Annotated in this window: 23 protein-coding genes and 2 pseudogenes; 12 read left to right on the forward strand and 13 right to left on the reverse strand. The window is 59.0% G+C overall.

Annotated features, from left to right (window positions below; all coding sequences use genetic code 11):
• Nucleotides 1–65 precede the first annotated feature (65 nt).
• Both AC0V6Z_RS03295 and AC0V6Z_RS03300 read right to left on the reverse strand, forming a co-directional pair.
• The gene (locus AC0V6Z_RS03295) at nucleotides 66–1,007 is read right to left on the reverse strand and encodes an alkaline phosphatase (RefSeq protein WP_472639975.1); all 942 of its coding nucleotides are present in this window, start codon (nucleotides 1,005–1,007) and stop codon (nucleotides 66–68) included.
• Nucleotides 922–1,521 carry an alkaline phosphatase gene (locus AC0V6Z_RS03300; RefSeq protein ID WP_472639976.1) on the reverse strand — a complete coding sequence of 200 codons (600 nt, stop codon included), beginning with the start codon at nucleotides 1,519–1,521 and terminating at the stop codon, nucleotides 922–924. The genes AC0V6Z_RS03295 and AC0V6Z_RS03300 overlap by 86 nt, the downstream gene beginning before the upstream one ends.
• Nucleotides 1,522–1,707: 186 nt before the next feature.
• On the opposite strand from AC0V6Z_RS03300, the gene AC0V6Z_RS03305 reads away from it, so the two are divergent.
• The 3 genes from AC0V6Z_RS03305 (at nucleotide 1,708) to AC0V6Z_RS03315 (ending at nucleotide 4,084) form a co-directional block, all read left to right on the forward strand.
• Nucleotides 1,708–2,511: an exodeoxyribonuclease III gene (locus tag AC0V6Z_RS03305; protein ID WP_472639977.1), complete on the forward strand. Its 804-nt coding sequence runs from the start codon at nucleotides 1,708–1,710 to the stop codon at nucleotides 2,509–2,511.
• A 77-nt stretch (nucleotides 2,512–2,588) separates the two neighbouring features.
• Nucleotides 2,589–3,587 carry a GTP cyclohydrolase II gene (ribA, locus tag AC0V6Z_RS03310; protein ID WP_472639978.1) on the forward strand — a complete coding sequence of 333 codons (999 nt, stop codon included), beginning with the start codon at nucleotides 2,589–2,591 and terminating at the stop codon, nucleotides 3,585–3,587.
• The gene (locus AC0V6Z_RS03315; protein ID WP_472639979.1) at nucleotides 3,584–4,084 is read left to right on the forward strand and encodes a GNAT family N-acetyltransferase; all 501 of its coding nucleotides are present in this window, start codon (nucleotides 3,584–3,586) and stop codon (nucleotides 4,082–4,084) included. Before ribA ends, AC0V6Z_RS03315 begins: the two co-directional genes overlap by 4 nt.
• Before the next feature lie 18 nt (nucleotides 4,085–4,102).
• On the opposite strand, the gene AC0V6Z_RS03320 is transcribed toward AC0V6Z_RS03315, so the two are convergent.
• Nucleotides 4,103–5,044, reverse strand: coding sequence for a right-handed parallel beta-helix repeat-containing protein (locus AC0V6Z_RS03320; RefSeq protein ID WP_472639980.1), 942 nt, complete (start codon nucleotides 5,042–5,044; stop codon nucleotides 4,103–4,105).
• 191 nt (nucleotides 5,045–5,235) lie between these two features.
• Between AC0V6Z_RS03320 and AC0V6Z_RS03325 the strand changes: the two genes are divergently transcribed.
• From AC0V6Z_RS03325 to AC0V6Z_RS03350, 6 genes and pseudogenes are all read left to right on the forward strand, one after another.
• The gene (locus AC0V6Z_RS03325) at nucleotides 5,236–5,598 is read left to right on the forward strand and encodes a hypothetical protein (RefSeq protein WP_472639981.1); all 363 of its coding nucleotides are present in this window, start codon (nucleotides 5,236–5,238) and stop codon (nucleotides 5,596–5,598) included.
• A gap of 28 nt (nucleotides 5,599–5,626) precedes the next feature.
• Nucleotides 5,627–5,917, forward strand: a complete 291-nt coding sequence (locus AC0V6Z_RS03330; protein ID WP_472639982.1) for a hypothetical protein — start codon at nucleotides 5,627–5,629, stop codon at nucleotides 5,915–5,917.
• Between the two features lie 35 nt (nucleotides 5,918–5,952).
• Entirely contained in the window at nucleotides 5,953–7,143 is a 1,191-nt protein-coding gene (locus AC0V6Z_RS03335; protein ID WP_472639983.1) for an acyl-CoA dehydrogenase family protein, read from the forward strand.
• Between the two features lie 140 nt (nucleotides 7,144–7,283).
• Nucleotides 7,284–8,529 (forward strand): annotated as a pseudogene (locus AC0V6Z_RS03340) (CoA transferase).
• Nucleotides 8,529–9,758: pseudogene (locus tag AC0V6Z_RS03345) on the forward strand (acetyl-CoA C-acetyltransferase). Before AC0V6Z_RS03340 ends, AC0V6Z_RS03345 begins: the two co-directional pseudogenes overlap by 1 nt.
• Complete coding sequence (locus tag AC0V6Z_RS03350) at nucleotides 9,758–10,693, forward strand: HTD2 family dehydratase (RefSeq protein WP_472639984.1); 936 nt, start codon at nucleotides 9,758–9,760, stop codon at nucleotides 10,691–10,693. The pseudogene AC0V6Z_RS03345 and the gene AC0V6Z_RS03350 overlap by 1 nt, the downstream one beginning before the upstream one ends.
• A gap of 7 nt (nucleotides 10,694–10,700) precedes the next feature.
• On the opposite strand, the gene AC0V6Z_RS03355 is transcribed toward AC0V6Z_RS03350, so the two are convergent.
• From AC0V6Z_RS03355 to ppk2, 3 genes are all read right to left on the reverse strand, one after another.
• Nucleotides 10,701–10,901, reverse strand: coding sequence for a type II toxin-antitoxin system antitoxin (locus AC0V6Z_RS03355; protein WP_472639985.1), 201 nt, complete (start codon nucleotides 10,899–10,901; stop codon nucleotides 10,701–10,703).
• A 22-nt stretch (nucleotides 10,902–10,923) separates the two neighbouring features.
• Nucleotides 10,924–11,841: an SPFH domain-containing protein gene (locus AC0V6Z_RS03360; protein WP_472639986.1), complete on the reverse strand. Its 918-nt coding sequence runs from the start codon at nucleotides 11,839–11,841 to the stop codon at nucleotides 10,924–10,926.
• A gap of 62 nt (nucleotides 11,842–11,903) precedes the next feature.
• Complete coding sequence (ppk2, locus tag AC0V6Z_RS03365; protein WP_472639987.1) at nucleotides 11,904–12,671, reverse strand: polyphosphate kinase 2; 768 nt, start codon at nucleotides 12,669–12,671, stop codon at nucleotides 11,904–11,906.
• A gap of 64 nt (nucleotides 12,672–12,735) precedes the next feature.
• Between ppk2 and phhA the strand changes: the two genes are divergently transcribed.
• Complete coding sequence (phhA, locus tag AC0V6Z_RS03370; RefSeq protein ID WP_472639988.1) at nucleotides 12,736–13,674, forward strand: phenylalanine 4-monooxygenase; 939 nt, start codon at nucleotides 12,736–12,738, stop codon at nucleotides 13,672–13,674.
• 131 nt (nucleotides 13,675–13,805) lie between these two features.
• Here phhA and AC0V6Z_RS03375 read toward each other — a convergent pair whose 3' ends face one another.
• The 4 genes from AC0V6Z_RS03375 to AC0V6Z_RS03390 form a co-directional block, all read right to left on the reverse strand.
• On the reverse strand, nucleotides 13,806–14,057 hold the full coding sequence (locus tag AC0V6Z_RS03375) for a hypothetical protein (RefSeq protein WP_472639989.1): 252 nt from the start codon (nucleotides 14,055–14,057) through the stop codon (nucleotides 13,806–13,808).
• A gap of 19 nt (nucleotides 14,058–14,076) precedes the next feature.
• Nucleotides 14,077–14,922 carry an undecaprenyl-diphosphate phosphatase gene (locus AC0V6Z_RS03380; RefSeq protein ID WP_472639990.1) on the reverse strand — a complete coding sequence of 282 codons (846 nt, stop codon included), beginning with the start codon at nucleotides 14,920–14,922 and terminating at the stop codon, nucleotides 14,077–14,079.
• A gap of 136 nt (nucleotides 14,923–15,058) precedes the next feature.
• The gene (locus AC0V6Z_RS03385) at nucleotides 15,059–17,257 is read right to left on the reverse strand and encodes a M13 family metallopeptidase (protein WP_472639991.1); all 2,199 of its coding nucleotides are present in this window, start codon (nucleotides 17,255–17,257) and stop codon (nucleotides 15,059–15,061) included.
• Between the two features lie 232 nt (nucleotides 17,258–17,489).
• Nucleotides 17,490–19,220, reverse strand: coding sequence for an ABC transporter transmembrane domain-containing protein (locus AC0V6Z_RS03390; RefSeq protein WP_472640833.1), 1,731 nt, complete (start codon nucleotides 19,218–19,220; stop codon nucleotides 17,490–17,492).
• A gap of 395 nt (nucleotides 19,221–19,615) precedes the next feature.
• Here AC0V6Z_RS03390 and AC0V6Z_RS03395 point away from each other — a divergent pair, with 395 nt between their 5' ends.
• Both AC0V6Z_RS03395 and AC0V6Z_RS03400 read left to right on the forward strand, forming a co-directional pair.
• Nucleotides 19,616–20,866: a polyhydroxyalkanoate depolymerase gene (locus AC0V6Z_RS03395; RefSeq protein ID WP_472639992.1), complete on the forward strand. Its 1,251-nt coding sequence runs from the start codon at nucleotides 19,616–19,618 to the stop codon at nucleotides 20,864–20,866.
• Nucleotides 20,867–20,991: 125 nt separating this feature from the next.
• Nucleotides 20,992–21,549 carry a hypothetical protein gene (locus AC0V6Z_RS03400; protein WP_472639993.1) on the forward strand — a complete coding sequence of 186 codons (558 nt, stop codon included), beginning with the start codon at nucleotides 20,992–20,994 and terminating at the stop codon, nucleotides 21,547–21,549.
• A gap of 63 nt (nucleotides 21,550–21,612) precedes the next feature.
• Here AC0V6Z_RS03400 and AC0V6Z_RS03405 read toward each other — a convergent pair whose 3' ends face one another.
• The 3 genes from AC0V6Z_RS03405 to AC0V6Z_RS03415 all read right to left on the reverse strand — a co-directional run bounded on the left by AC0V6Z_RS03405 (nucleotide 21,613) and on the right by AC0V6Z_RS03415 (nucleotide 24,153).
• Complete coding sequence (locus AC0V6Z_RS03405; RefSeq protein WP_472639994.1) at nucleotides 21,613–22,212, reverse strand: DUF4126 domain-containing protein; 600 nt, start codon at nucleotides 22,210–22,212, stop codon at nucleotides 21,613–21,615.
• Between the two features lie 208 nt (nucleotides 22,213–22,420).
• Nucleotides 22,421–23,599, reverse strand: coding sequence for an acetyl-CoA C-acyltransferase (locus tag AC0V6Z_RS03410; RefSeq protein ID WP_472639995.1), 1,179 nt, complete (start codon nucleotides 23,597–23,599; stop codon nucleotides 22,421–22,423).
• A gap of 104 nt (nucleotides 23,600–23,703) precedes the next feature.
• Nucleotides 23,704–24,153, reverse strand: a complete 450-nt coding sequence (locus AC0V6Z_RS03415) for a MaoC family dehydratase (RefSeq protein ID WP_472639996.1) — start codon at nucleotides 24,151–24,153, stop codon at nucleotides 23,704–23,706.
• Nucleotides 24,154–24,193 lie beyond the last annotated feature (40 nt).

Consider the following 24,193-nt stretch of genomic DNA (forward strand, 5'->3'; position numbering starts at 1 on the left):
GCGCTGCGCGCCGGTTCCAACGGCTCACAATTCACGCTGGCGCCTAAGCCAAATATCTTTCTGCTTTATTCCCAGCCGAAGGCGCTGCGGATGATATCGTACACAACGTTCTGTTCGATCACGCCGCGCGCTTTGTCTGCGCCGGGGCCTTGGGCATAAAGCGCCACGTCCTCACCAGCGTGGGTCTCGCTACCCGTCGGTATTGCGGATTGCTGGCGCGCATTGATGCCTGTTTCTGGAATCGGGCGTTCGGCCAGGTTTGCGATAGATCCCGGTCCATTCGCATAGCCAAGCGTCGTATAAGGCCTGCCATCTTCCGCCTTTGCCGCCTCGGCCACTTCAGCGCCGCCGCTCTCTGGCGGGACAACGAGGCCAAGAATGTCATTCCCGCGCCTCGGATAACCAGCGATGGTGAAGACGTGGCTGTGATCCGCCGTCACCATGATCAGCGTTTCTTCCGGATCGGTATTGTCGATTGCATATTGGATCGCATTGGCGAATTCGACTGTCTCTTCCAAAGCAAATCCCGCTTTGCCCGCGTGGTGGCCGTGATCAATCCGCCCGCTTTCGACCATCAGGTAATAACCATCCGGATCAGACTTAAGCCGCGCAATAGCTTGGCTAGTCATTTCGGTCAGGGTTGGCTCGCTCGCGCCCTTGTCACTGCCGTCCATCCGCTCTGCCATGTATGTCATATGGCTGGGCGAAAAGAGACCAAGCACCGGCTTGTCCTTTGGCGCTGCATCCAAACCAGCAGCATCGCGTACAAGGGTGCCGCTGGTGCGAGCGACCCAGTCAGCCGGAAGGTTTGCATTGGAGTTCAACCGGCGGCTCCCATCTTCAACCCCATCTCCAAAGAACAATGCAGACCCGCCGCCCAGCGCCACCTGAAAATCGGCGTTAATCAACTGCGTCGCGACATCATCGCATCCCAGCCCGCGTTGATCCTCTGGAATGCCATTGTCCGCTTCCCAATTGCGATCGGCGCTGCGCGCATAGACACTCATGCGGCGTCGCATGCGTAATCCGCGCGGTGGAAACGATGCCCAAAGCAAGGCCTCGCCGATTCACTTCTTCGCCCAGAAGAGGCAAGGGATTGGCAAGGCCCGACGCACAATCGGCTCGAACGACATCTGGTCCTACGCCCAGCACACCGATTTTCGTCTTTTGCCCTGAATGCATTGCGGTGGCTGTGCCCGCGCTATCGGGCACCTGCGCGTTGGTGTTATAGGTCTTCACCAGCGCGACATTGTCGAACTTTTCAAACGGCAGGACATATTCCTCGCCCGATTGTCCGCGTTTTTGCCCGGCATAAATCCGCGCGGCAGTGATCGTCGAGATACCCATGCCATCGCCGATGAACAGGATGACGTTCTTGGCTTTCTTGGGCGCAGGAGCCTCATCTGCGGCCACCGGTGTAGGCGTACTCACCACCCCTTGTGATCCATCAGCATAGGTACATGCGCCTAAAGAGAGCGCAGCCCCAGTGATCAGCAGATTGAGCGAGCGGGTGAGTTTCATAATTGGACCTCTCAGGAAAATCTCGACCTTCGCTATCGCGTTTCATTGCGACGGTAAAATGAAAGCTGGCGTTTCTTGTTGAGACGAGGCGTCGCCTGTTGTTGAGACGAGCCATGCGTGCGGACTGGCTGGGTTCATAAACAGACACGCTAGATTTTGTGCCCAGCTCTGCCTAAGCCTGCGCGCATGATCTCTATTGCCACTTGGAATATCAATTCTGTCCGCCTGCGCCTGCCCCAAGTTGAGCGCTTTCTTGCCGAGCATTCGCCCGACGTCCTGTGCCTGCAGGAAATCAAATGTCAGGAGCATCAGTTTCCCGCTGAGGCGCTGGCTAAGCTAGGTTACGAACATATCGCGGTGCACGGGCAGAAAGGCTATCACGGGGTCGCCACGATCAGCCGCGTGCCCCTACGCGAATATTCGCGGCACGATTGGCAGGCCAATGGCGAGGCGCGCCATGTCGGCGTTGAGCTGCTCGATGCGCCAGAGGGCAACGCCATGATGTGCCTCGACAATGTCTATGTGCCCGCGGGCGGCGATGTCCCCGATCGCGAAGTAAACACCAAATTCGGCCAGAAGCTCGATTTTCTAGCCCGCATGACCGATTGGGCTGGCTCGATTGAGCAGCCGACAATGATCGTAGGCGATTTCAATATCGCTCCGCTGGAAAGCGACGTGTGGGGACACAAACAGCTCTTGAAAGTCGTCAGCCACACACCGCTGGAGGTGGATACCTTAGACAAGTTCAAGGCCGCCCATCAATGGGTCGATGTCGGGCGCGAGTTTATCAAAGACCCAGAACGTTACTATAGCTGGTGGTCGTACCGCTCGCCCGATTACCGCAAGAATGATCGCGGGCGCAGGCTTGACCATATGTGGGCCAGCCCGGCGCTGGCGGCCAAGGCGTCCGGCCACCGCATCGTCGAAGATGCGCGAAGCTGGGAGAAGCCGTCTGATCACATTCCGCTAATCACAGAGTTTTCGTTCTGAGCGAGGCGCCTGCCTCCGATCTCTCACCCGCTCGGCGCGCGGCGCAAGCGGTCGATGCCTTGCGCCATGGCTGGCCCTTGGCCTTTGCCGGTGGGCCGGTCTTGCTGCCGGTGGAAACCGCGATTGCGCGAGACGCCACTGCGCCGCAAATGCTGATTTCGGCGGCACGGGCAGCGACCCTGAAGCTCGCCAATCAGCGTGCTGCCGCTGTCCCGCACGCCCCGGTCCTGATCTGCGGTGGAGATTCATTCAGCCTGCGAGAGGCTTTGCCGATTGCGGACCCGGCGCTAGATCTTAACAACCCGCTGAAGGGGCCCTTCCGCGCGGAGAGCTTGGACTGGGAAGAGACCGCCGCTGCCGCGCTCGAACTGGCGCGGATCGCAGGGATATTGCCCGCCTTCCTGGTCAATCCAGATAATGCTGGCGAAGCGCAAGGTATCGCTGCATCCGACCTTGCCCATTATTCCGCCACAGGCGCGCTCAGCATCGCGACCCGGGCGCGGCTGCCGGTGAACGCCAGCGATACGGCGGAGATCGTCGCCTTCCGCTCCAGCGCCGATACACGCGAGCATGTGGCGCTGATCATTGGCGCGCAAAGCGGCGACAAACAGCCGCTGGTACGACTTCATTCTGAATGCCTCACTGGCGATATCCTGGGCAGCCTCAAATGCGATTGCGGGCCTCAGCTCGACGCGGCCCTGGCCGCCATGGCCGAAGAAGCCGCATCCGGCGGCTGGGGCGTGCTGCTGTATCTGAGGCAAGAGGGCCGCGGGATTGGCCTCATCAACAAGCTGCGCGCCTACAGCCTGCAAGACGCCGGATTTGACACGGTTGAGGCCAATGAGCGCCTGGGACTGCCCGACGAAGCGCGCGATTTCCCGATCGCGGCGCGAATGCTGGAATTGCTTGGCGCGCGCACCATTCGGCTGATGACCAACAATCCGCGCAAGGTTGAGGCGCTGACAGCAGCAGGTGTCACAATCAGCGAGCGTGTGCAGCACCAACTGCCCGATAACCCGTTCAATGCCCGCTATCTGGCGACCAAGCGCGACAAATCAGGGCATTTGCTGAAATGACCGCAATCACAATCCGCCCCGAGGCACCCGGCGATCAAGGCGCGATCCATGAGGTCACAGAGCAAGCCTTTCGCCCGATGCCTTTCAGCGATGGCAGCGAGCCACGCATTATCGATCAATTGCGCGATGACGGCGATCTGACACTGTCACTGGTCGCCGAGGATACCATGCAGATCGTCGGCCATATTGCCTTTTCACCGGTGACCATCACCGACGCGGCCACCGGTTGGTATGGCCTAGGCCCGGTCGCCGTGCGGCCTGAACTGCAGCGGCAGGATATTGGTGGGCGGCTGATCCGGCGCGGTATTGCCGACATGCGAGAGCGCGGCGCGAGCGGTATCATTCTGATCGGCAGTACGGACTATTATCCGCGTTTTGGCTTCAAGCATGAGCCACAGCTGACCTATGCTGGCGGGCCAGCGGAATATTTCCAATGCCTGTTGCTGGAAGGCAAGTTGCCCAAAGGCGAGGTTAAATACGCGCCCGCATTTGGATGATCCCAGGCGCCCAGCGCCCTAGCGCTGTTGATATTGCGTCACGCCATCCATCAAGCGGTTGCCAGACATAACCACCTTTGATCCGGTCCAGTCCGCCAGAAACGTGCTGGATCGGCTGAGGCCGGGCACAAAGCGCGCCTCATTGTTCTGGACCCGCAAGCCATCGGACGGATGCAGGACTGTCTCCGCACCGAGCGCGATGAAGGCTGAATAATTCTCTTTATCGCGGCCCTGCACAAACCAATTGCCGGTGATCGTGCCGCGCGCGCCGGCTGGCAGGTCGATCATATAATTGGTGCCGCGCCCACTCGCATCGTCGAACGAATTGCCTCGAATCGTCACCTTCCCAGACCGTGCTTTCACATAATGCCCGCCAGTTCCGCGTTCGAATCGGCTGTCGACCACCGACAGCTCGCCATAATTGCCGACATAAATCGAATGCGCACAGCCTGCCGAATGTTCGCATGTGCCCAGCCCGCTAAAGGTCGAGCGGGCGATATAGATGAAGCCCCGAGCGTCATCAGCGGTGAGAATTCCTTGCTGGCTGTCTTCGAAACTCGAATAGGCGATGTTGAGGCTGCCACGTTCCAGCCGGATTCCTGCACCATTGCCATCAGCGACTGAAATGCCCCGAAAGGTCAGCCCGCGAATCTCTGCGCCATTGCCGCGCAGCACCAGCGCCGCTTTACCTTCGCAAGCCCTGCGCTCAAAGACGGCACTGCCTGCCTTTTCCGCTGTGTAAGTGATCACGCCAGCTTCCTGAACGGCGCATTGGCGGTAATTGCCAGGAGCAACTGAAATGGTCGCCTTGCCCGATCCGACGGCACTCACGGCGCTTTGCAGCGAATTGTAGGAGCGCCCGGTCTCGACAATGGTGAAGTCCCCGCCAGCCTGCTGAGCGACGGCGGAAGGAGCGCATAATGCGAGGGCGAGGGCGGATGCAGCAAGTTTGTAGTTCATGAACGTGAGGATAGCAGCGCCTTCGCCAAGCGCCGCCGAGCAATCACTTGGCGTCCCTGCGCGGTACAACTATCGGCCAGAATGTTGAATTCGCGCTTGGCGAGCAGGGGCACAGGCGGCTACACCAGCGCCGGGCAAAGGTGGGGACGCGCCCTACCAAAACAAATCAGGGTCACTCAGGAGGAAAACCCATGAAGAAATTGACAAGCATGATCGCAGTGGCTGGTGCCACTCTCGCACTCGCCGCCTGCGGCAGCGCGGACGACGCATCGGTGGATGCAACCGCCGATACGGTTGAAATGCCAGCGGATGAAGCGCTTGAGCCAATCGTAGAAGAGCCGGTTGAAGATGCCGCGGCGGTCGCAGAAGAAGTCGATCCAGCCGATACCGCCGTTGACGAGGCAACCGCCACCGAAGCAGCAGACGCAGCCGCAGTGGTAGCCGACGAAGCAGCAGCCGCTGCTGAAGCCGCCGAAGCAGCCGAAGCAGCCGGCGCGAGCCTGGATCAAGTGGTGGACGCGGCCGAGAATGCTGCTGAAGCTGTTACTGAGTAATCCGCTCAAAATGATTGGGAAGTGGGCCTTGGCCAGAAGCAGCGAAAGCAGCCGCGCCGCCGCCCGCTTCCCATTTTCCCGCGCCGCGATCTGCGCACCGTTCACGCTGGCTCTGGCCGCTTGTGGCGGTGAGAGCGGTGATACGGGGCCCGGCGCGGTAAGCGAAGGCGAGGCCCAGGCGCTCGATGAAGCCGCAGAAATGCTGGATGAACGCCGCCTGCCGCCAGAGGTGCTGCCAACCGCCGCGCCTGACATTCCAGACCCATCCCAAGCAAATGGCGAAAGCGCGGACGACAGCACAGGCGATAACCCGCAATAGCCCGATCGCATAAACGCCAAAGGACGATTTCGATAATGAGTGCAGGCCAAGCCAATGCTGGGATGGATCACGATACGTTTGAGCAATTTGCCGAGCAGCTCGACCGCTATGTCAAAGAGCGCCTGATCCCGGCCGAAAACGATGTGATCGAAAACGACGCAATCCCGCCAGAGATCGTCGATGAGATGCGTGAGATGGGCCTGTTCGGGATTTCCGTGCCTGAAGAATATGGCGGTGCTGGTCTGAACACCCGGCAATATGCCCGCGTTGTAAACGCCATGAGTTATGCGGCGCCCGCCTATCGCTCAATCTTCTCAATCAATGTCGGCATGTTTGCGAGCGCGCTTAAGAACGGCGCGACCGAGGCGCAGCGGGCCGAATGGTATCCGCAGCTGGTCGAAGGCAAGATCGCTTGCTTTGGCCTGACCGAACCTGGTTCGGGCAGCGACAGCGCCGGTCTGCAAACCACCGCAACCCCAGACCCCGATGGCAATGGTTGGGTGCTCAATGGCACCAAGCGCTACATCACCAACGCACCGCATGCCGATGTCGCATTGATCATGGCGCGGACCGAAAAAGACAACCTGCCCAAAAACGCCCATGTCAGTGCATTTCTGGTGCCGATGAACAGCCCAGGTATTTCAACCGGTTCGCCGGACAAAAAGATGGGCCAGTCCGGATCACACATTTCCGACATCATGCTAGATGATGTGAAAGTGCCCGGCGACGCTTTGCTGGGCGGGGAAACCGGCAAGGGCTTTCGCTTTGCGATGCAGAGCCTCGACAATGGCCGCATTTCTGTTGGCGCGGCGGCAACCGGCTATGCCCGGCGCGCGCTCAATTCTGCGCTACGTTATGCCAATGAACGCCAGGCCTTTGGCGAGCCGATTGCCCGCTTTCAACTGATCCAGGCGATGCTGGCCGACAGCGAGACCGAGATTTATGCCGCTGAATGCATGATGCGCGATGTGACCGAACGCGCGGATCGCGGCGAGAATATCATCACCAAGGCGGCCGCGTTCAAAGTCTTCGCATCGGAGATGTGTGGCCGTGTGGTGGACAGAGTCGTGCAGATTTATGGCGGCGCGGGTTACCTCGCTGAATATGACGCAGAGCGATTTTACCGCGATGCGCGGATTTACCGGATTTACGAAGGCACCACGCAAATTCTCCAGCTCCAGATCGCCAAGCATATGCTGCGCGAATGGGAAAGTTTGAATGGTTGAGTTTTTGTTTCCGCACGCCATCCGGCGCGCGATTTCCTCGCTTACGCGACCTGAAGGTCGCATCGCTGCGGGCGGGCAGGCGCCCTTGCGGCTCGCAAGCGAGCCGATCGGAACAAGACATAGGATTAAGCTCTAACCCGATGTACCAACTCCTCAATGACCTCTCGATCGTCGAAGTCTCCAGCTTTGTCGCATCGCCAACCGCTGGCCTATATTGCGCGCAAATGGGGGCCGAGGTGATCCGCGTCGATCACACGGCGGGCGGGCTCGATTACGACCGCTATATGCTGACCGAAGAAGGGCGCAGTCTTTCCTGGGAGAACCTCAACCGGGCCAAGAAATCGGTCGCGCTCGATCTGCGCAGCGGCGAGGGCCGCGAGCTCTGCGTCGAGCTTGCCGCGAAGACCGGCCAATGCATCACCAATTTGCCGGAAAAGAGCTTTCTCAGCCACGCGGCGATGCAGGCGAAACGTGACGATATGATCAGCGTGCGCATCATGGGCTGGCACGATGGTCAGCAGGCAATGGATTTTACTGTCAACGCAGCCGCGGGATATCCGCTGATGACAGGCCCGGAGGAATGGGATGCGAAGACCGCACCTCCGGTCAGCCAGCCGCTGCCAGCATGGGACTTTATCACCGGGGCCTATTCAGCCTTTGCCTTGATGACAGCGCTTCATAATCGCACCGCAACAGGGCAAGGGGCCGAGATGCGCGTGCCATTGGGCGATGTCGCGATTGGGACGATGGCAAATTCGGGCACCATGGCGGAAATGCTCTATCGCGGATCGGATCGCGAGCGGCTGGGCAATGCGATCTGGGGTGCGTTTGGACGCGATTTTCAAACCAAATGCGGCACCCGCTTTATGGTTGCCGCACTCACTCCCAAGCAGTGGGCCGAGCCTGGTCAAGGCATTCGATGTGGCGACGCCAATCGCCGCGCTTGAGCAGGAATTGGGCGTTGATTTCAAGGCTGGCGACCGGCCGCGGTTTGAGAATCGCCACCGCCTGTTTGACCTGTTCCAGAGCGCCGCGGAAATCCAAGACTATCCAGCGCTTTCCGCCCGCATGGCTGCCGAAGGCTGCACCTTCGAGAAATACCGCTCGCACCACGAGGCCTCAACCGATCCGATGCTGGTGGACGACAATCCGCTGTTCGGCCCCTCGCCTACGAACCCATCGGGCTTCGAATATCCGGCGACCCGCAGCTTTGCGAATATGCCGGAGCATCAAGCCGGAGACCCCGCGCCCGCGCCATTCCTTGGCCAGCATTCTGAAGAAGTGCTCGCCGACCGGCTCGGCCTGTCATCGGGCGCTATTGCTAAGCTGGTGGATGCAGGAACCGTCGCTTTGTCCGATTCAAACGCCAATTACGAGAACCGCTAATGACCCGCCGCGCAGCCATTGTTTCGCCCCTTCGCACCCCCGTGGGCAAGTTTCTGGGTGGTCTATCCAGCCTGGATGCCGGGCAATTGGGCGCAGTCATACTCAAGGCGCTGGTGGAACGTAGCGGGATTGATCCGGCACGGGTCGATGATGTCGTATTTTCCCAAGGATACGGCAATGGCGAAGCGCCCGCGATTGGGCACTGGGCCTGGCTCGCAGCGGGCTTGCCATTGGAAGTGCCAGGATATCAGCTGGATCGGCGCTGCGGATCAGGCCTGCAAGCGGTCGCCAATGCGGCGATGATGGTTGAAACCGGCATGGCCGACGTCGTGGTCGCCGCAGCGGGTGCGAGAGCATGTCGAACGTAGAGCATTACACAATTCAGGGCCGCGGCGGTGCGCGAATGGGCGACATCACCCTGCATGATCGCCTGTCTCGCGGACGTTTAATGAGCCAACCAATCGAGCGCTTTGGCGTGATCACCGGGATGATCGAAACGGCGGAAAACCTAGCCAAGGACTATGAAATCACCCGCGAGCAGGCAGATGCCTATGCCGTGCGCAGCCACCAAAACGCCGCCGCCGCATGGGAGGCGGGCAAGTTTGACGAGCAATTGGTGACGGTTGATGTGCCGCAGCGGCGCGGGGACCCTGTGATCGTTGCGCGCGACGAAGGCTTTCGCGCCGATGCCACCGAAGAGAGTTTGGCCAAATTGCGCGCGCTCGATCTGAAGCGTGATCCAGACGCCATCGTCACGGCTCGGCAATGCCAGCCAGCAAAACGACGCAGCGGCCGCCTGTCTTGTAGTGGCCGAGGACAAGCTTGAAGAATTGGGCCTAGAGCCAAGCCTGTGGTTTGGCGGATGGGCCGCGGCGGGCTGCGACCCGAGCCGCATGGGCATTGGCCCCGTGCCAGCGACGCAGCGCCTGTTCGAACGGCGCGGCTATAGCTGGGACGACATTGACCTCGTGGAACTCAACGAAGCCTTCGCGCCGCAAGTGCTCGCGGTGCTCAAAGGCTGGGGCTGGTCAGAGGATGATAGCCGCCGCGAGATCCTCAACGTCAATGGTTCAGGCATTTCGCTCGGCCATCCGATTGGCGCGACCGGTGGGCGAATTCTTGCCGATATGGCCGCTGAAATGCACCGGCGCGGCGCACGATATGGCCTCGAGACGATGTGCATCGGCGGCGGGCAAGGCATCGCTGCTGTCTTTGAGCGCGCCGCCTAATGAGCGGATATGAGGCATGGGTCGGGCGCGAGCAGCGCAGCTCTGATCGGCTGGATGAGGGATTGGCTGCACGCTGGTTGGCGACTTTTATGTTGGACGACCCGAACCGCCCGTGCCCTCCACCCTTCCACCCGGAGCCTACCGGGACACAATCCGGGTGGAAGGGTGGAGGGCACGGGCGGCTCGGGATTCCAAAACTTCTTCCCCAAGGCATCCATCTCGCGCTTTGCACTCCGGACGCGCCAACCGCAACTCTGGGAGAGGACGGCCATCCGGCCCGCGATGACAGCATGGACAGCTTCCTGCCGCCGGTTCCAATGCCGCGCCGAATGTGGGCCTCCAGCGCGATCAAATTCATCTCGCCAATTCCCCTTGGTGCCAGCATTGCGCGCACCAGCCGCATTCTATCCGTGGATGTAAAATCAGGCGGGTCGGGAGAGCTGGTGTTCGTCAATGTCGGGCATGAGGCGAGCGCTAATGGTACGCTCGCCGTCAGCGAAACTCAGACCTTGGTTTACCGTGAGGCTGCACCGGTAGACGCACCGGTATCGCCGCCGCCGCTCGGCAAGGGCACGTTCGATCCCGCCGAGTGGGACGCCCACCGGGAGCTTACCCCCGATCCGCGCCTGCTGTTTCGCTACTCAGCGCTGACCTTCAACTCGCACCGCATTCACTATGATGCGCCCTACGCTGAAGCTCAGGAGCGCTATCGCGGCTTGGTCGTGCATGGGCCGCTAACCGCCTCCTTGCTGCTGCAATTGGCGGCGCGCGAGCTGGGCGAAAACATTCTGCGCAGTTTCAGTTTTCGCGGCACTTCGCCAGCTATTGCCGATGAACCGCTACACCTGGTGATGCGGCGATCCGATGATGGCTATGAGATGGGTGCCTTTGCTGCGGATGGTCGCCAAGTCACCAAGGCCAAGGCGAGCACATAATCGCGCCTTAGCTTTGCTTTGGCGGCCGCCCACGGCGGGGCGGCTCGCTGCGCTCCAGCTTGATCCCGCGCGCCGACAAAGCTTCACGCAGGAGCATTTCAATCTCAGCATTGGCTGAGCGTAATTCGGCGGCAGCGAGGCGTTCTATCGCCGCATGCACCGCCGGATCGAGTCTCAGCGCAAAAGCCTTTTTCTTCGGTGCAGCCATGGCTGCCTCCCGTTGTCACGGTTTATTGGTAAAGCGTGCCTGCGTTGACCACTGGCTGTGCTTCGCGGTCGCCGCACAGAACGATCATCAGGTTGGAAACCATGGCCGCACGCCGCTCATCATCTAGCTCGACGATGCCGTCGCTAGACAATTTGCCGAGCGCATCCTCGACCATACCAACCGCGCCAATCACCACCTTCTTGCGCGCGGCGATCACCGCATCGGCTTGCTGACGGCGCAGCATGGCGCCCGCGATTTCTGGGGCATAAGCGAGGTGAGTAAGGCCCGCTTCATCGACGATAATCCCGGCAACGATCAGCCGCTCATTCAGCTCTTCGCGCAGCTCAGCGTTCACGACATCGGCGCTGCCGCGCAGAGTTGTTTCATCCTCGTCCGACATATCGTCATAGGGGTGGCGCGCGCCCACAGTGCGGAGGCCCGCCTCGATCTGGATGTTCACAAACTCCTTATAATCGTCGACATCAAACACTGCCTGCGCACTGTCCGACACGCGCCACACGACATTACAGGCGACCTCAATCGGATTGCCGCGCAGATCGTTGATCTTGACCTTTTCGGAGTGAATGTTGTGGGCGCGCACACTGACTTTCTTCTTGATCATCCATGGCCAGACCCATTGCAGGCCCTCATCGCGCACCGTGCCGCGATATTCGCCAAACAGAGTGATCACCGCCGCCTGATTGGGCTGGATCATGAAAAAACCGATCGAACCGATCAAAACAACCAGAATCCCCAGCACGATTGTGCCAACAAATGCCAGCTTTTCTGGTTTGGTTGCGCCGCTTTCTGGAACCACGCTAAAGATAACGAAGAGCACCAAGGCCGTGACCACCGCCAGCACTGCGAGCATGACGTAGCCATTGTAGGCAGATCCCGCTCGCTCGCTGCTGCGGGTCATAATGTTGGTTGTATCGGACATATCATGCCTCCTCTGATATAAATATGATATCATAATTATATCATGGAGCGATTTTGTCAATCCTAGTCAGGAAAGTCGGCAATCGGCTCGATCACGCCGTAGCTCTCCGCCTTGGGCGCGCTGCTTAGTTTCGGAAAGTCGATCTCTGGCGGCTCAACATGGGTGTCCGGCAAGCGGTCGAGCAGATCGCGAATCAGTGTGAGCCGCCCGCGTTTCTGATCGTTGAAATCAACCAAGGTCCACGGTGCGTTGTCGGTATGGGTCGCGCGCAGCATGGCTTCGCGAGCGCGGGTGTAATCGTCGTATTTCTCACGCGCGGCCAGATCGACCGGCGACAATTTCCAGCGTTTGAGCGGATCTTCCAGCCGCTCGGCCAGGCGTTCTTCCTGCCGTTCCTGATCGGTTGTCAGCCAGTATTTGAACAGAAGAATGCCACCATCGGTCAGCATTTTTTCAAACACTGGCGCCTGCTCCATAAAGGCGGCGACCTGCGCCTTGTTCGCATAGCCCATCACATCTTCAACGCCCGCCCGATTGTACCAACTGCGATCGAACAGTACGATTTCACCGGCGCAGGGCAGATGCGCAATATAGCGCTGGAAATACCACTGTGTCTGCTCATCCTCGGTCGGCTTGCTCAGCGCGACTGTGCGGCATTGACGCGGGTTGAGCTTGTCCTGCACCGCGCGGATCGCGCCGCCTTTACCAGCGGTATCGCGCCCCTCAAACAACACAACGATCCGCGCGCCTGTCGTGCGCGCCCAGCGCGCCATTCCAACCAGCTCTTCCGTCAGCGGCTCCAGCGCCTCGCGAAATTCCTTACCCTTCATGCGCCTGCCTCTCTTGAGCGATTTACCCTTGCACTATCGCGGTGGTAGTCCAAATCTGAAGGCTATGGCTACACTAAGCGAACCCGAAACCGATTTTGCGCGCCTCCCCGATCTGCCGGAGGACGTTTTTACCGCGCCGCTCCAGAAACCTGACCATTTGGGTGAGGATTGGATTGAGCCTGTGCAGGCGCATTACCGATCAGAAGATCACGCGATCTGGAACGATCTGTTTGCGCGGCAGATGAAGGTTCTGCCCGGGCGCGCGGCAAGCGCCTTTATGGCGGGCCTTGAGAAGCTCGATCTGGGGCGCGGCGGCGTGCCGGAATTTGGCAAATTGTCTGAGGAATTGAATGCGCTGACGGGCTGGACGGTTGTGCCTGTGCCAATGCTGATCCCTGATCACGTGTTCTTCTGGCACCTTGCCAATCGCCGCTTCCCAGCGGGCAATTTCATCCGCACGCGAGAGACATTTGACTACATTCAGGAACCCGACGTGTTCCACGACGTATTCGGCCATGTGCCGATGCTGACCGATCCCGTGTTCGCCGATTACATGCAGGAATATGGCCGTGCCGGGTGGAAGGCGATGCGCTATAACCGTCTAAAGGCGCTGGGCGCGCTTTATTGGTACACGGTCGAGTTCGGCCTGCTCGAAGAGACAGACGGCATTAAGGCTTACGGTGCCGGCATTTTGTCCGGCCCCACAGAGGTGGTGTTTGCGACCGAAGCGAAGAGCCCCAACCGCATCATGCTCAATGTCGATCGGGCAATGCGCACCGACTATGTGATCAGCGATCTGCAACCTACCTATTTCGTAATTGAAAGCTTTGAGGATCTTTACCGTCAAACGGTGGAGCGCGATTTTGACCGACTTTATCGCAGCCTCGCGGCAAGCTTCACTTATGCCAACAGCGCGGTGATCGATGTCGACAATGTGGTGAACCGCGGATCACAGGAATATCATCTGCGTGGTGGGCGCGGGAGCAATGCGGATCCTGTGTGATTCTTAGTGTTCCGCAAATGCATCCGCGTTCGCGATATCCTCGGGCCTAATCGGCCCTGCGGGCGGCCAGTCGGCCTTGCGGTCCGCTGATCGCGAACCGTGCTCCGCGACCAAGCCACAACTACTATTCTCTAAAACTTTACTACGAAGATGAGATTATAGGCGGCCAGCACGACCAGCGCCGCGAGCGCAGCCACGCCCAGCGCCATCCAGCCAAGCGCCCCAAACAGCGCGCCGCCGTTCATAAACAGCCCGCCAATCGCGCTCGCCAACAGACCCAGCCCAATATTGCGAAAGATGCCGCCCGCCTCCTCTGTGCGGACCAGGATTGACGCGAACCAGCCCAGCAGCGCGCCCATCACAATCAGTATCAAAATCGCCATTGATCGCTCCTCACGCGGTTTAGAAAATAATCAGCAAGGCGGCGCCCATCGCCACGCGGTAAAGCACGAAAACCAGCATCGATGCTTTCTTGAGGAAGTTCATCAGGAACGCCATCGTCAGGAACGCCGCGACAAACGTCAACACTCCCGCTATCAGCGCTTCAAATGCAAGTTCGCCGCCTGCCTCAAAAATCTCTGGTACGATCAGTACACCTGCACCGGCCACCGCCGGGATCGACAAGAGAAACGAAAAACGCGCCGACTCAACCCGGCTGTATCCCAGCGCGCGGGCCGCCGTCATCGTGACGCCAGAACGGCTTGTACCGGGAATAATCGCCAACGCCTGAGCCAGGCCGACGATCAAGCCGTCACGCCAGGTCATATCCTCAAAGCTCTTATGATCGCGCCCGAAATAATCCGCGATGCCCAGCAGGATGCCATAGAAAATCAGATTGACCGCGATCAAATCGGTGAAGCGGATCGACGACATCAGATCATCATCAATGATGGTGATGCCAAACACGCTTTCCGCAAAGCCATTGAACAGGCCCATCTTGATCGACAGGCCAAACACCACCGCCGGAATCGTGCCGAGCACAATCCACCAGAACAATTTGCGCTCTGACGGTGCTTGCCCAATGCCAACCGATGCAAAGCCGCCGCGTGCAAGCACGACCACATCCTTGAAGAAATAGACGATAATCGCGAGCAGAGACCCAACATGCACCGCCACATCGATCAGCGGGCCCTGGTCAGAAAAATCGGTCAAATAGGGGATCAGGATCAAATGGCCTGACGAGGAAATCGGCAGGAATTCCGTGATCCCTTGGACGACCGCGATGAGAAGCAATTGCAGGAATGTCATGACGTCACTGCCTTGGCATGCGGCGGTGCCAAGTCAATTTTTTTGTTGGATTTCGGGTCTAGAACCAAGCCAGCCTTGCGGGCTGCCCGAAGGCAGCCCGTTTCAGCTCAAACTACACGTTTTAGCGCGCGCTCAATTACCAGATTTTCACGCGTTCTTCTCGCGGGATGTACATCGCATCGTCTTCGGTCACGCCAAAGGCTTCGTACCAGGCATCCAGATTGCGCACGACGCCGTTCACCCGATATTCCTCTGGGCTGTGCGCGCCGGTGCGCAGACGCAGGCGATAATTTTCCTCGCGCTGAGCCGAGCGCCAGACCTGCGCCCAAGCCAGGAAGAACCGCTGATCGCCGGTGAAGCCGTCGATCACAGGCACGTCTTTGCCTGCCGTGGCAATCTTATAGGCGCGGTAAGCAAGCGACAGCCCGCCAACATCGCCGATGTTCTCACCCAGCGTCAGGCGGCCGTTCACACAGGTTTCGCCTTCGTCAAACGGGCAGAACGAACTGTATTGCGCGACGAGCGCATCACCGCGCTCATCAAAGGCCGCGCGGTCTTCATCGGTCCACCAATTGCGCAGTTTTCCGGTACCGTCGGACTTGGATCCCTGATCGTCGAAACCATGACCAATCTCATGTCCGATCACCCCGCCGATCGCGCCGTAATTGACCGCAATATCAGCGCTCACGCCAAAGAATGGCTGTTGCAGGATGGCGGCGGGAAAAACGATCTCGTTCTTGGTCGGGTTGTAATAGGCATTGACCGTTTGCGGCGTCATAAACCACTCGGTCCGATCAATCGGCCCGCCCAGTTTGGAGATATTGTCTGCCAGATTCCAAGCCCCGGCGGCAATCGTATTTTCCAGCGGATTGTCGGCGGTAATCTCAAGACCGGGATAGGTCTCCAGATTGTCACGGTAGCCGATCTTGGGATCGAAACTGTCGAGTTTCGCCTTGGCCTCGACCTTGGTTTCCGCACCCATCCAATCGATCTCTTCGATGGATTGCGCCATAGCGAGGCGCAGATTGGCGACCAGTTCGTCCATCGCGGCTTTGTTTTCAGCTGGAAAATAGCGCTCAACATAGCTCTTGCCGACAAGTTCGCCCAAGGCGCCCTCAGTGGCATCAATCGCGCGCTTCCACCGCGGGCGCTGCTCTGGCGTACCACGCAGTTTCTTGCCGAAAAATTCAAAGCGCGCCGTGTCGAAACGGGTCGGCAAGACAGCGGAATTGTTCGAAAGGAATTCCTTGATCGTCCAGGCCTGCAATGTCGCCAGATCGGTTTCGGCCAGCACTTCAAACATGCCGGGCAGGCCTTTGCCAATCTTGGCGACAGTTGCCTCATCCAGGCCCAATTCCTTGATCCGCTCCTCGCTGGGTGGGATGGTGCCAACGACATAAATCGGCGATTTCGACAGACCGATTGTATCCATGATCGCACCCACCGGAATGTCGCCAGCCATCGCGGCCATTTCTTCCTTGGTCACAGCGTTATAGGTGAGGTCACGGTTACGGCTGACGGTGCGGTCCCACAGCACTTCTTTCGCGAGCCGTTCTTCAAACGCATAGACCGCAGCCGTAGCGCCCGCAGGATCAGCATAGCCCGCCTCGCCAAACAGGAAGGTGAGATAATCCTTGTAGAGCTTGATCGTCTCAAGCCCTTTCTCGCTGGTGTCGGTGTAATAATCGCGGTCTGGCAGGCCAATTCCGCCCATGCCGATATAGGCGACATAGCGGTCTGGCTGTTTCGCATCGACGTTTACAAACCCGCCGATGGGCGATGAATACCCTGGCGTCGCCCACAGCATCGCGAGATCATCCAACGTGCTCGCAGCGATGATCTTGTTGAAATAGGGCTGCGCTGGGGCAAGGCCAGCCGCATCAATCGCTGCGGTGTCCAGGAACGCGTTGTGCGCATTTACAATCCGCTGCTCGTCATTGCTGAGCGTGGCCGGGTCTTTCGCGACCAGCTCGTCGATCAAAGCCTTCACATCACTGGTGCTTTTCTCGCGCAGCAGGTTGAACGCACCAAAGCGGCTGAATTCAGCTGGTAGAGGGTTGGCATCAAGCCATTTTTGATTGACGTATTTGAAGAAGTCATCGCCGGGATCAACGTCGGCGGAGATCAGCTGAGGATCAACGCCCCAAGCGCCAAAGCTCATGGTTGGGGTGCCGGGTTCTTGGGCCGCATCGGCCGCGCCTTCTGCAGCTGTGTCGTCCAGAAGAGTTTCAATAGCTGCATCCGCATTCGCATCATGCGTGGTGCCAGCGAGTGCCGGATTGGCGCACATCAGGGCGGCGAGCCCTGCGCTGAGAAGAGCTGTCTGTTTGATCATATTACCAGTCCCATGGTTATCGTTATTCTAAATTCCACCCCAGCCTCTTTAACCCGCGCAGCTCAGTAGAGTCGACGTTTGTCCGATTGCAGTCGCAATTGGTCGATTAGTTGGTGGTGGGAGAGGTTGTTTTTGAACCACGCCACTCGCCTCCCCAACCGGCCACCAATGGTAACTACCAGAATTGGTGGCCTGGTGGAGAGGCGGGTGGCTACGGTCGAGGCCCCAAAAGCTACGCGGCCTGATCGCTGGCAAATTGCAGCTTCGCGAGCCGGGCATAGAGCCCGCCTGCCTTTACAAGGGCGTCATGCGTGCCTTGTTCGGCAATCTTGCCTTCGTCGAGCACAATAATCCGGTCCGCCTTGCGCACAGTCGCCAGCCGGTGAGCAATGACCAACGTCGTGCGGTCGGTCATTAGCTGATCAAGCGCCTGCTGCACCAATTGTTCGCTTTCCGCATCAAGCGCGCTGGTCGCCTCGTCAAGGAGCAGGATCGGCGCATCTCTCAAAAGAGCACGCGCAATCGCCAAACGCTGTTGCTGACCGCCGGACAGCTGCGTTCCGCCTTCACCCAGATCGGTGTCGAGCCCTTTCGGTAGGTCGCGCAGGAACCCCACAGCATTGGCAGCGCTCGCCGCCTCCCAGATCGCCTCGTCATCGGCATCCCAGCGTCCATAGCGCAGATTGTCACGGGCATTGCCGCTGAACAGCACGCCGTCCTGCGGCACGAGTGCGAGGCGTTCGCGCAGGTCCGCCGGGTCCGCTTTCGTCAGAGGAATGCCGTCCAGGCGGATGGTGCCGGATTGCGGATCGTAAAACCGCTCAACGAGTTGGAAAATGGTCGACTTGCCCGCGCCTGATGGACCAACAATCGCGACTGTCTCGCCCGGCTCAACCTCCAACGTGAAGTCGTGCAGCGCGGCGACTTCCGGGCGGCTGGGATAGCGGAATGTCACATTGCGAAACGACAGATTGCCGCGCGGCGGCGTGGGCAGCGCCTGCGCCCGTTCTGGGCTGGAAATGGTGGGTTTTGCATCAAGCAATTCAGCGAGTCGGCTCGCCGCGCCCGCCCCGCGCAGTAGATCGCCATACACCTCTGTCAGGGCGCCAAATGCGCCCGCTACCAGGCCGCCAGTGATCACAAAGGCGAAGATCGTGCCGCCCGATATGGTGCCATCGCCAACCGCAATCGCCCCGCGCCACATCAACAAAGTGATCGCGCCGAAAATCAGCATGATGATGACCGATGTCATCGCTGCGCGGATCATGATCCGGCGCTTAGCGGTGTTGAACGTCGCCTCCACCGCCTCGCCAAAACGGTCCGCCTCGCGCGCTTCCTGATTGAAGCTTTGCACGATTTTCATTCCGGCCAGAACTTCAGTCACCATCGCGCCAACATCTGCCACGCGATCCTGGCTGGTGCGCGACACGTTGCGTAGCCGCCGACCGAACACCGTGATCGGGATGATCACCGCCGGAATGACCAGCATCAGGCCCAATGTCATTTGCGGCTGCAGGTAAAACAACAGCGCCGTACCGCCAATCGCCATCAGCGTGTTGCGCAAAGCGATCGACACAGTCGTGCCGACAACCTGCTCAATCACCGCTGTATCCGACGTCATCCGGCTGGAGATTTCCTTGGGGCTGTTCGTTTCGTAAAAACTGGGCGCCTGACGCAGCAGATTGCGCTGAACCGCACGGCGAATATCGGCCACCACACGCTCGCCGATCCAGCTAACGAAGTAGAACCTGAGCGCCGTGCCAATGCCCAGCACGACGACAATCATCAGCAGATATTGAAACGCAGAATTGATCTGCGCGCTGGTAGCCCCGCCGCTAAATGCCTCATCAATGATCACTTTGAAGCGCCATGGAATCGCCAACGTCGCCGCCGCTGTGATCAGTAATGCGATCAGCGCCAGCGCAACCTGAGTGGGGTATTGCGCAGCCGCGGAATAGATCATCCGCAGCGGGCGCAGCGATTTTGCGGGTTTTTCGGTGGTCTCACCGGCACCCTCCACCTCGGCCCCGCGCGCCTTGCGCCCGCGACCAAACAGTCCGCGCCTTTGCGGCGGCGTATCGTCTGCTTGTGTGAGATGCCCGTCCATCGAACCGCCCATCTAGGGACAAACCGGCGGGTTTTCACGTGCAAAATCGCATATTCCCACCGAAACAGCCCAAAACTGGTGGAATCGTAAAATATTGTGCATTGCACAATTGTTCATAAAGGCCCACCTATACCCGCCAAGCGCCCGGCGAAGAGGCGCCTTCTTGATACGGGTTTTGGCTCGATACGGGTTCTGAACGGCCCGGCGATCTCGGCGACAGAACTCGCGCAGAGCCACAACAGGGGAACGACTTGCTTTACCACGCCTATGAATTGCAGCGCAGCTGGATGAATTCGGTCAGCTCGCTGGCATCGATCAGCGCATCTATCCTGAACAATCCAGCCAATCCGCTGGGCAAGTTTGGCGTGGGTTCAATGGCGGCCAATGCGTTGGATGTGTTCGCCCACGCCACCGCGCCTTATGGAAAGCCTGCCTTTGGCATCACCGAGATCGACATCGATGGCAAAATCTATCCGGTGATTGAGGCAACGGTGGTCAATCGTCCGTTTGGTGATCTCAAGCGCTTCCGTTTGGACGGCGTTGATGATGCCAAGGCGAAAAAGCGCCCCAAAATGCTGATCGTTGCCCCGATGAGCGGGCATTATGCAACTCTGCTGCGCGGCACAGTGGAGCGGATGCTGCAAAAATTTGAGGTCTACATCACCGATTGGGCCGATGCCGCGACAGTGCCCATGCACGAGGGGAATTTCGACCTCGACGATTATATCGACTATTTGATGGAGTTCCTCGAATATATCGAGGGCCAGCAGCCAGGCCAGCGCCCGCATATGCTGGCGGTGTGTCAGCCATCGGTGCCAGCCTTTGCCGCCACTGCGCTGCTCAACCAGCACAAATCAGCCGCCGCGCCCGCGACGCTCACCATGATGGGTGGACCAATCGATACCCGCGAAAGCCCAACTACGGTCAACGATCACGCGATGAACCGCCCGATTGAATGGTTCCGTCAATCCGTCATCACCACCGTACCGATGAATTATCGCGGCGCCGGGCGTAAGGTCTATCCCGGCTTTATGCAGCTGTCCGCCTTCATGAGCATGAACCTGCAAAGCCACATGATGAGCCATTACGAGATGTTCAAACATCTGACCGCGGGCGACGATGCGAGCGCGCAAGCGACAAAGGATTTCTACGACGAATATCGCGCCGTGTGCGATATGACGGCGGAGTTTTACCTCCAGACGGTCGAGGAAGTGTTCCAGAAGCACTCGATCCCCAACGGCACGTTTGAGCATAAGGGCGAGGTGGTCGACCTAACCCAGATTACGGGCACCGCCCTGCTAGCCATCGAAGGCGAACGCGATGACATTTCAGGGATCGGCCAGACCAAGGCGGCGCTGAAGCTCGCGACCGGCCTATCCGAGAAGAAGAAGCGCTACTACATGGCCGAGGGCGCCGGACATTACGGCATCTTCAACGGCAGCCGCTGGCGGACAAAGGTCGCGCCGGTCGTGGAAGAGTTTGTGGCGGCGCATTCGGGGTAGGGCCTTCCGCCTCATGCAGAGATCCGCTTCCGACCCATTTGCGGACATATCAGAAGTGTGATCTAGTTCGCATTATGCGAAGTTCGATAACAGGCTTTTCCATTCTCCTACTACTAGGAAGTTCTTTGATCGGATGCTCCACTGAACCGGACATCCGGAGTCATCTAGGAAATGGTGACGAGCAACCTCCAAAACCCATAACCGAAGACGAACGCATCTTTATCGAGGTTCGTGGCGACCATTACGATCAAGGCAATCTTCGTAACAACCTCGCCGTAACAAATGTCTTTATCGAGATTAGGCCAGACCGGATGATCTATTCGAAGAGATTTACCGCGACCTGGGCCAATGATCTCGTACCGGAGATGGAAATCGAATCACTGGATCGCCAGCCACTTTCCGAGGACGAATATCAGACCCTGCGACAAAGTCTTTCGGCTTATGGACCTGCTACACATTCTGAGACAGACTTGGCTCTAACCCCCAAAGATTGTGCGATTTCGATTCACGGAGTTTCTCAGGCATTCATTTCTTACGGGAGCAGTTTTCAAGAAGCTAATGGCCGCTTCGTTTTTCCAAGCCATTGTGAGAGCCCGAGCGGCCAAGTTGTCAAACACGATCTCAACTCGATCTTGGCTAGCCTACCACCACTTAAAGGACTTGAAGGCTATAGAATAGATTGACGGTATGACGTCTGCTCCAACCCCCCAATAGCTGTCGTTGGCGGTAACTTGGTATTGCCGCCTCTAACCCTCAATCTTCGGTGTCCGGAAAAACAGCCGTTTGATCACTCGCCGCGCCCACAGCAGCAGCAGGACCACCAGCACCAGCAGGACCAGCGCAATTCCGCCCGCCACCAGTGGATATTCGTAAGCGACATAAAGCAGGCCCACGGTCGCGACGTCTTCTGCGCTGGAGGCCATCACATTGCTGACCGGCTCGGGCGAGGTGTTGACCACGGCGCGCGCACTCGCTTTGCCGCCATGCGCCAGAAAACTCGCTCCGCCCCCCAGCAAAAACGCGACCACCTGCATCGCCGGGTCCGAGGGATCAACGATCGCCAGCGCCAGCAAGGCCCCGCCAACCGGGCGCACCAAAGTGTGCACCGTGTCCCAAATGCTATCGAGCCACATTACCTTGTCGGCGAAGAACTCCGCCAGCGCGCCGAGCGCTGCAATGCCCATCACCCATGGGTTTTCGAGTACGCCCAGGCTGGCGAGATGCTCTGGGATTGGAATCGCATCGAGCCGCATCGCAAGACCCGTTGCAAACACGCACAGATAGAGCCGCCAGCCGCTGAGCAGACTGACACTTCCCGCAATCCCGATGATTTCCATTATGCCCATGGGACGAGTGTAGCCCTAAATGCCCAGAAAGAAAAAGGCGGCGCAGGATCACTCCCACACCGCCTCACAATCTTGCCTTTGGGCCTAGCCACCCGCGCCCTCCGCCCTTCCACCCGGATTATCACACCGGGTTAGTATCCGGGTGGAAGGGCGGAGGGCGCGGGTGGCTAGGAAACGGGGAAGCCGGATGGCCTCCCCGCCTCACAAATCAAAACACCTCGAACATACCAGCTGCGCCCATGCCGCCGCCGACGCACATGGTGACGACGACATATTTCGCGCCGCGGCGCTTGCCTTCGATCAGGGCGTGTCCGGTGCAGCGTGCGCCGGTCATGCCGTATGGGTGACCGATCGAGATTGAGCCGCCGTTGACGTTCAAGATGTCGTTATCAATGCCGAGCTTGTCGCGGCAGTAGAGAACCTGGACGGCAAAAGCTTCGTTAAGCTCCCACAGACCAACGTCTTCCATCTTTATGCCGGTTTGCTTGAGCAGCTTCGGAATGGCGTAGACCGGACCAATGCCCATTTCGTCTGGTTCTGTGCCCGCAACCGCCATGCCGACATAGCGACCAAGCGGCTGGAGACCCTTTTGCTCAGCGAGCTTGGCTTCCATCAGGACGCTGGCCGACGATCCATCAGACAGCTGCGAAGCGTTGCCGGCGGTGATGACCTTGTCCGGACCCATCACCGGGTTGAGGCCCGCAAGGCCCTCCAGCGTCGTCGAAGGGCGGTTGCCTTCATCCTTGGTGATCGTCACTTCCTGCTGCGAAACTTCGCCGGTTTCCTTGTTCTTGACCATCATAGTGGTGGTCACCGGGACGATCTCGTCGTCGAACTTGCCCGCTTCCTGACCGGCCGCAGTGCGCATCTGCGATTGCAGCGCATATTCATCCTGCGCTTCACGGCTGATGCCATAGCGTGCAGCAACCGTTTCCGCCGTTTGCAGCATCGGCATGTAGACATCTTTATGCATGGCAAGCAGCGATGGATCCATCTGCACGCGCATTTCCGGGGTCTGGACCATTGAGATCGATTCCTGACCGCCGCCGACGACGATATCCATATTGTCGACCACGATCTGCTTCGCTGCGGTGCTGATCGCCATCAGGCCCGAAGAGCACTGGCGATCGATGGTCTGCGCCGCGACGGAAACCGGAGCGCCGCCGCGAAGAGCGACCTGACGGCCGATATTGCCCGCCTGCGTGCCCTGGGTAAGGACTGCACCCCAGACAACATCGTCGATTTCAGCGGCATCGATGCCGGCACGCTCTACTGCTGGGGCGAATGAAGCGGCACCAAGGGTGGCGCCAGGGGTGGCGTTAAAGCCGCCCTTATAAGCCCGGCCAATTGGGGTGCGGGCGGTGGAGACGATGACTGCGTCACGCATGGGATATTCCTTTTTTATGTATGAGTCCCCGCGACGGCAGAGACCTCTTTGAGTTAGTGCTTCACGGAGGGAGAACCCCGCCTTCGCGGGGACTCACGGCTTCCTTAGACGAAGAACTGAGTGATCCACTCGCAGATCAGGGCGGGCTTTTCTTCGCCTTCGATCTCGATCGTAATCTCGCAGGTCTGTTGCCATTGGCCCGGGCGCTTTTCGATCATTTCGGTCAATTTCCAATGGCCGCGAATGCGCTTGCCAGAGCGGACCGGAGCGATGAAGCGGGTTTTGTTGCCGCCATAGTTCACGCCCATCTTCACGCCTTCAATCTTGGGCATGTCAGAATTGGCGGACAGGTACGGGATCATCGACAAGGTCAAAAAGCCATGCGCGATGGTGCCGCCAAACGGCGTCATCTTGGCGGCTTCTTCGTTGATGTGAATGAACTGGTGGTCGCCGGTCGCGTCAGCAAACTGGTTGATGCGTTCCTGGCTCATTTCGGCCCATTCGCTGGTGCCGAGAGTTTCGCCGACCTTTGCGGCCAGATCTTGGGGGGTCATGATCGTGTCTCCTGCCAAAATTACGCGCTTCTGGCCCGAA

The organism is Erythrobacter sp. SN6-5, from assembly GCF_057364945.1.

Excerpts from the sequence above, each read along its gene's own strand:
- AC0V6Z_RS03295 (WP_472639975.1), bottom strand. The coding sequence starts at position 1,007 with ATGAGTGTCTATGCGCGCAGCGCCGATCGCAATTGGGAAGCGGACAAT.
- AC0V6Z_RS03300 (WP_472639976.1), bottom strand. The coding sequence starts at position 1,521 with ATGAAACTCACCCGCTCGCTCAATCTGCTGATCACTGGGGCTGCGCTC.
- AC0V6Z_RS03305 (WP_472639977.1), top strand. The coding sequence starts at position 1,708 with ATGATCTCTATTGCCACTTGGAATATCAATTCTGTCCGCCTGCGCCTG.
- AC0V6Z_RS03315 (WP_472639979.1), top strand. The coding sequence starts at position 3,584 with ATGACCGCAATCACAATCCGCCCCGAGGCACCCGGCGATCAAGGCGCG.
- AC0V6Z_RS03320 (WP_472639980.1), bottom strand. The coding sequence starts at position 5,044 with ATGAACTACAAACTTGCTGCATCCGCCCTCGCCCTCGCATTATGCGCT.
- AC0V6Z_RS03325 (WP_472639981.1), top strand. The coding sequence starts at position 5,236 with ATGAAGAAATTGACAAGCATGATCGCAGTGGCTGGTGCCACTCTCGCA.
- AC0V6Z_RS03335 (WP_472639983.1), top strand. The coding sequence starts at position 5,953 with ATGAGTGCAGGCCAAGCCAATGCTGGGATGGATCACGATACGTTTGAG.
- AC0V6Z_RS03350 (WP_472639984.1), top strand. The coding sequence starts at position 9,758 with ATGAGCGGATATGAGGCATGGGTCGGGCGCGAGCAGCGCAGCTCTGAT.
- AC0V6Z_RS03355 (WP_472639985.1), bottom strand. The coding sequence starts at position 10,901 with ATGGCTGCACCGAAGAAAAAGGCTTTTGCGCTGAGACTCGATCCGGCG.
- AC0V6Z_RS03360 (WP_472639986.1), bottom strand. The coding sequence starts at position 11,841 with ATGTCCGATACAACCAACATTATGACCCGCAGCAGCGAGCGAGCGGGA.
- ppk2 (WP_472639987.1), bottom strand. The coding sequence starts at position 12,671 with ATGAAGGGTAAGGAATTTCGCGAGGCGCTGGAGCCGCTGACGGAAGAG.
- phhA (WP_472639988.1), top strand. The coding sequence starts at position 12,736 with ATGGCTACACTAAGCGAACCCGAAACCGATTTTGCGCGCCTCCCCGAT.
- AC0V6Z_RS03375 (WP_472639989.1), bottom strand. The coding sequence starts at position 14,057 with ATGGCGATTTTGATACTGATTGTGATGGGCGCGCTGCTGGGCTGGTTC.
- AC0V6Z_RS03380 (WP_472639990.1), bottom strand. The coding sequence starts at position 14,922 with ATGACATTCCTGCAATTGCTTCTCATCGCGGTCGTCCAAGGGATCACG.
- AC0V6Z_RS03385 (WP_472639991.1), bottom strand. The coding sequence starts at position 17,257 with ATGATCAAACAGACAGCTCTTCTCAGCGCAGGGCTCGCCGCCCTGATG.
- AC0V6Z_RS03390 (WP_472640833.1), bottom strand. The coding sequence starts at position 19,220 with ATGATCTATTCCGCGGCTGCGCAATACCCCACTCAGGTTGCGCTGGCG.
- AC0V6Z_RS03405 (WP_472639994.1), bottom strand. The coding sequence starts at position 22,212 with ATGGGCATAATGGAAATCATCGGGATTGCGGGAAGTGTCAGTCTGCTC.
- AC0V6Z_RS03410 (WP_472639995.1), bottom strand. The coding sequence starts at position 23,599 with ATGCGTGACGCAGTCATCGTCTCCACCGCCCGCACCCCAATTGGCCGG.
- AC0V6Z_RS03415 (WP_472639996.1), bottom strand. The coding sequence starts at position 24,153 with ATGACCCCCCAAGATCTGGCCGCAAAGGTCGGCGAAACTCTCGGCACC.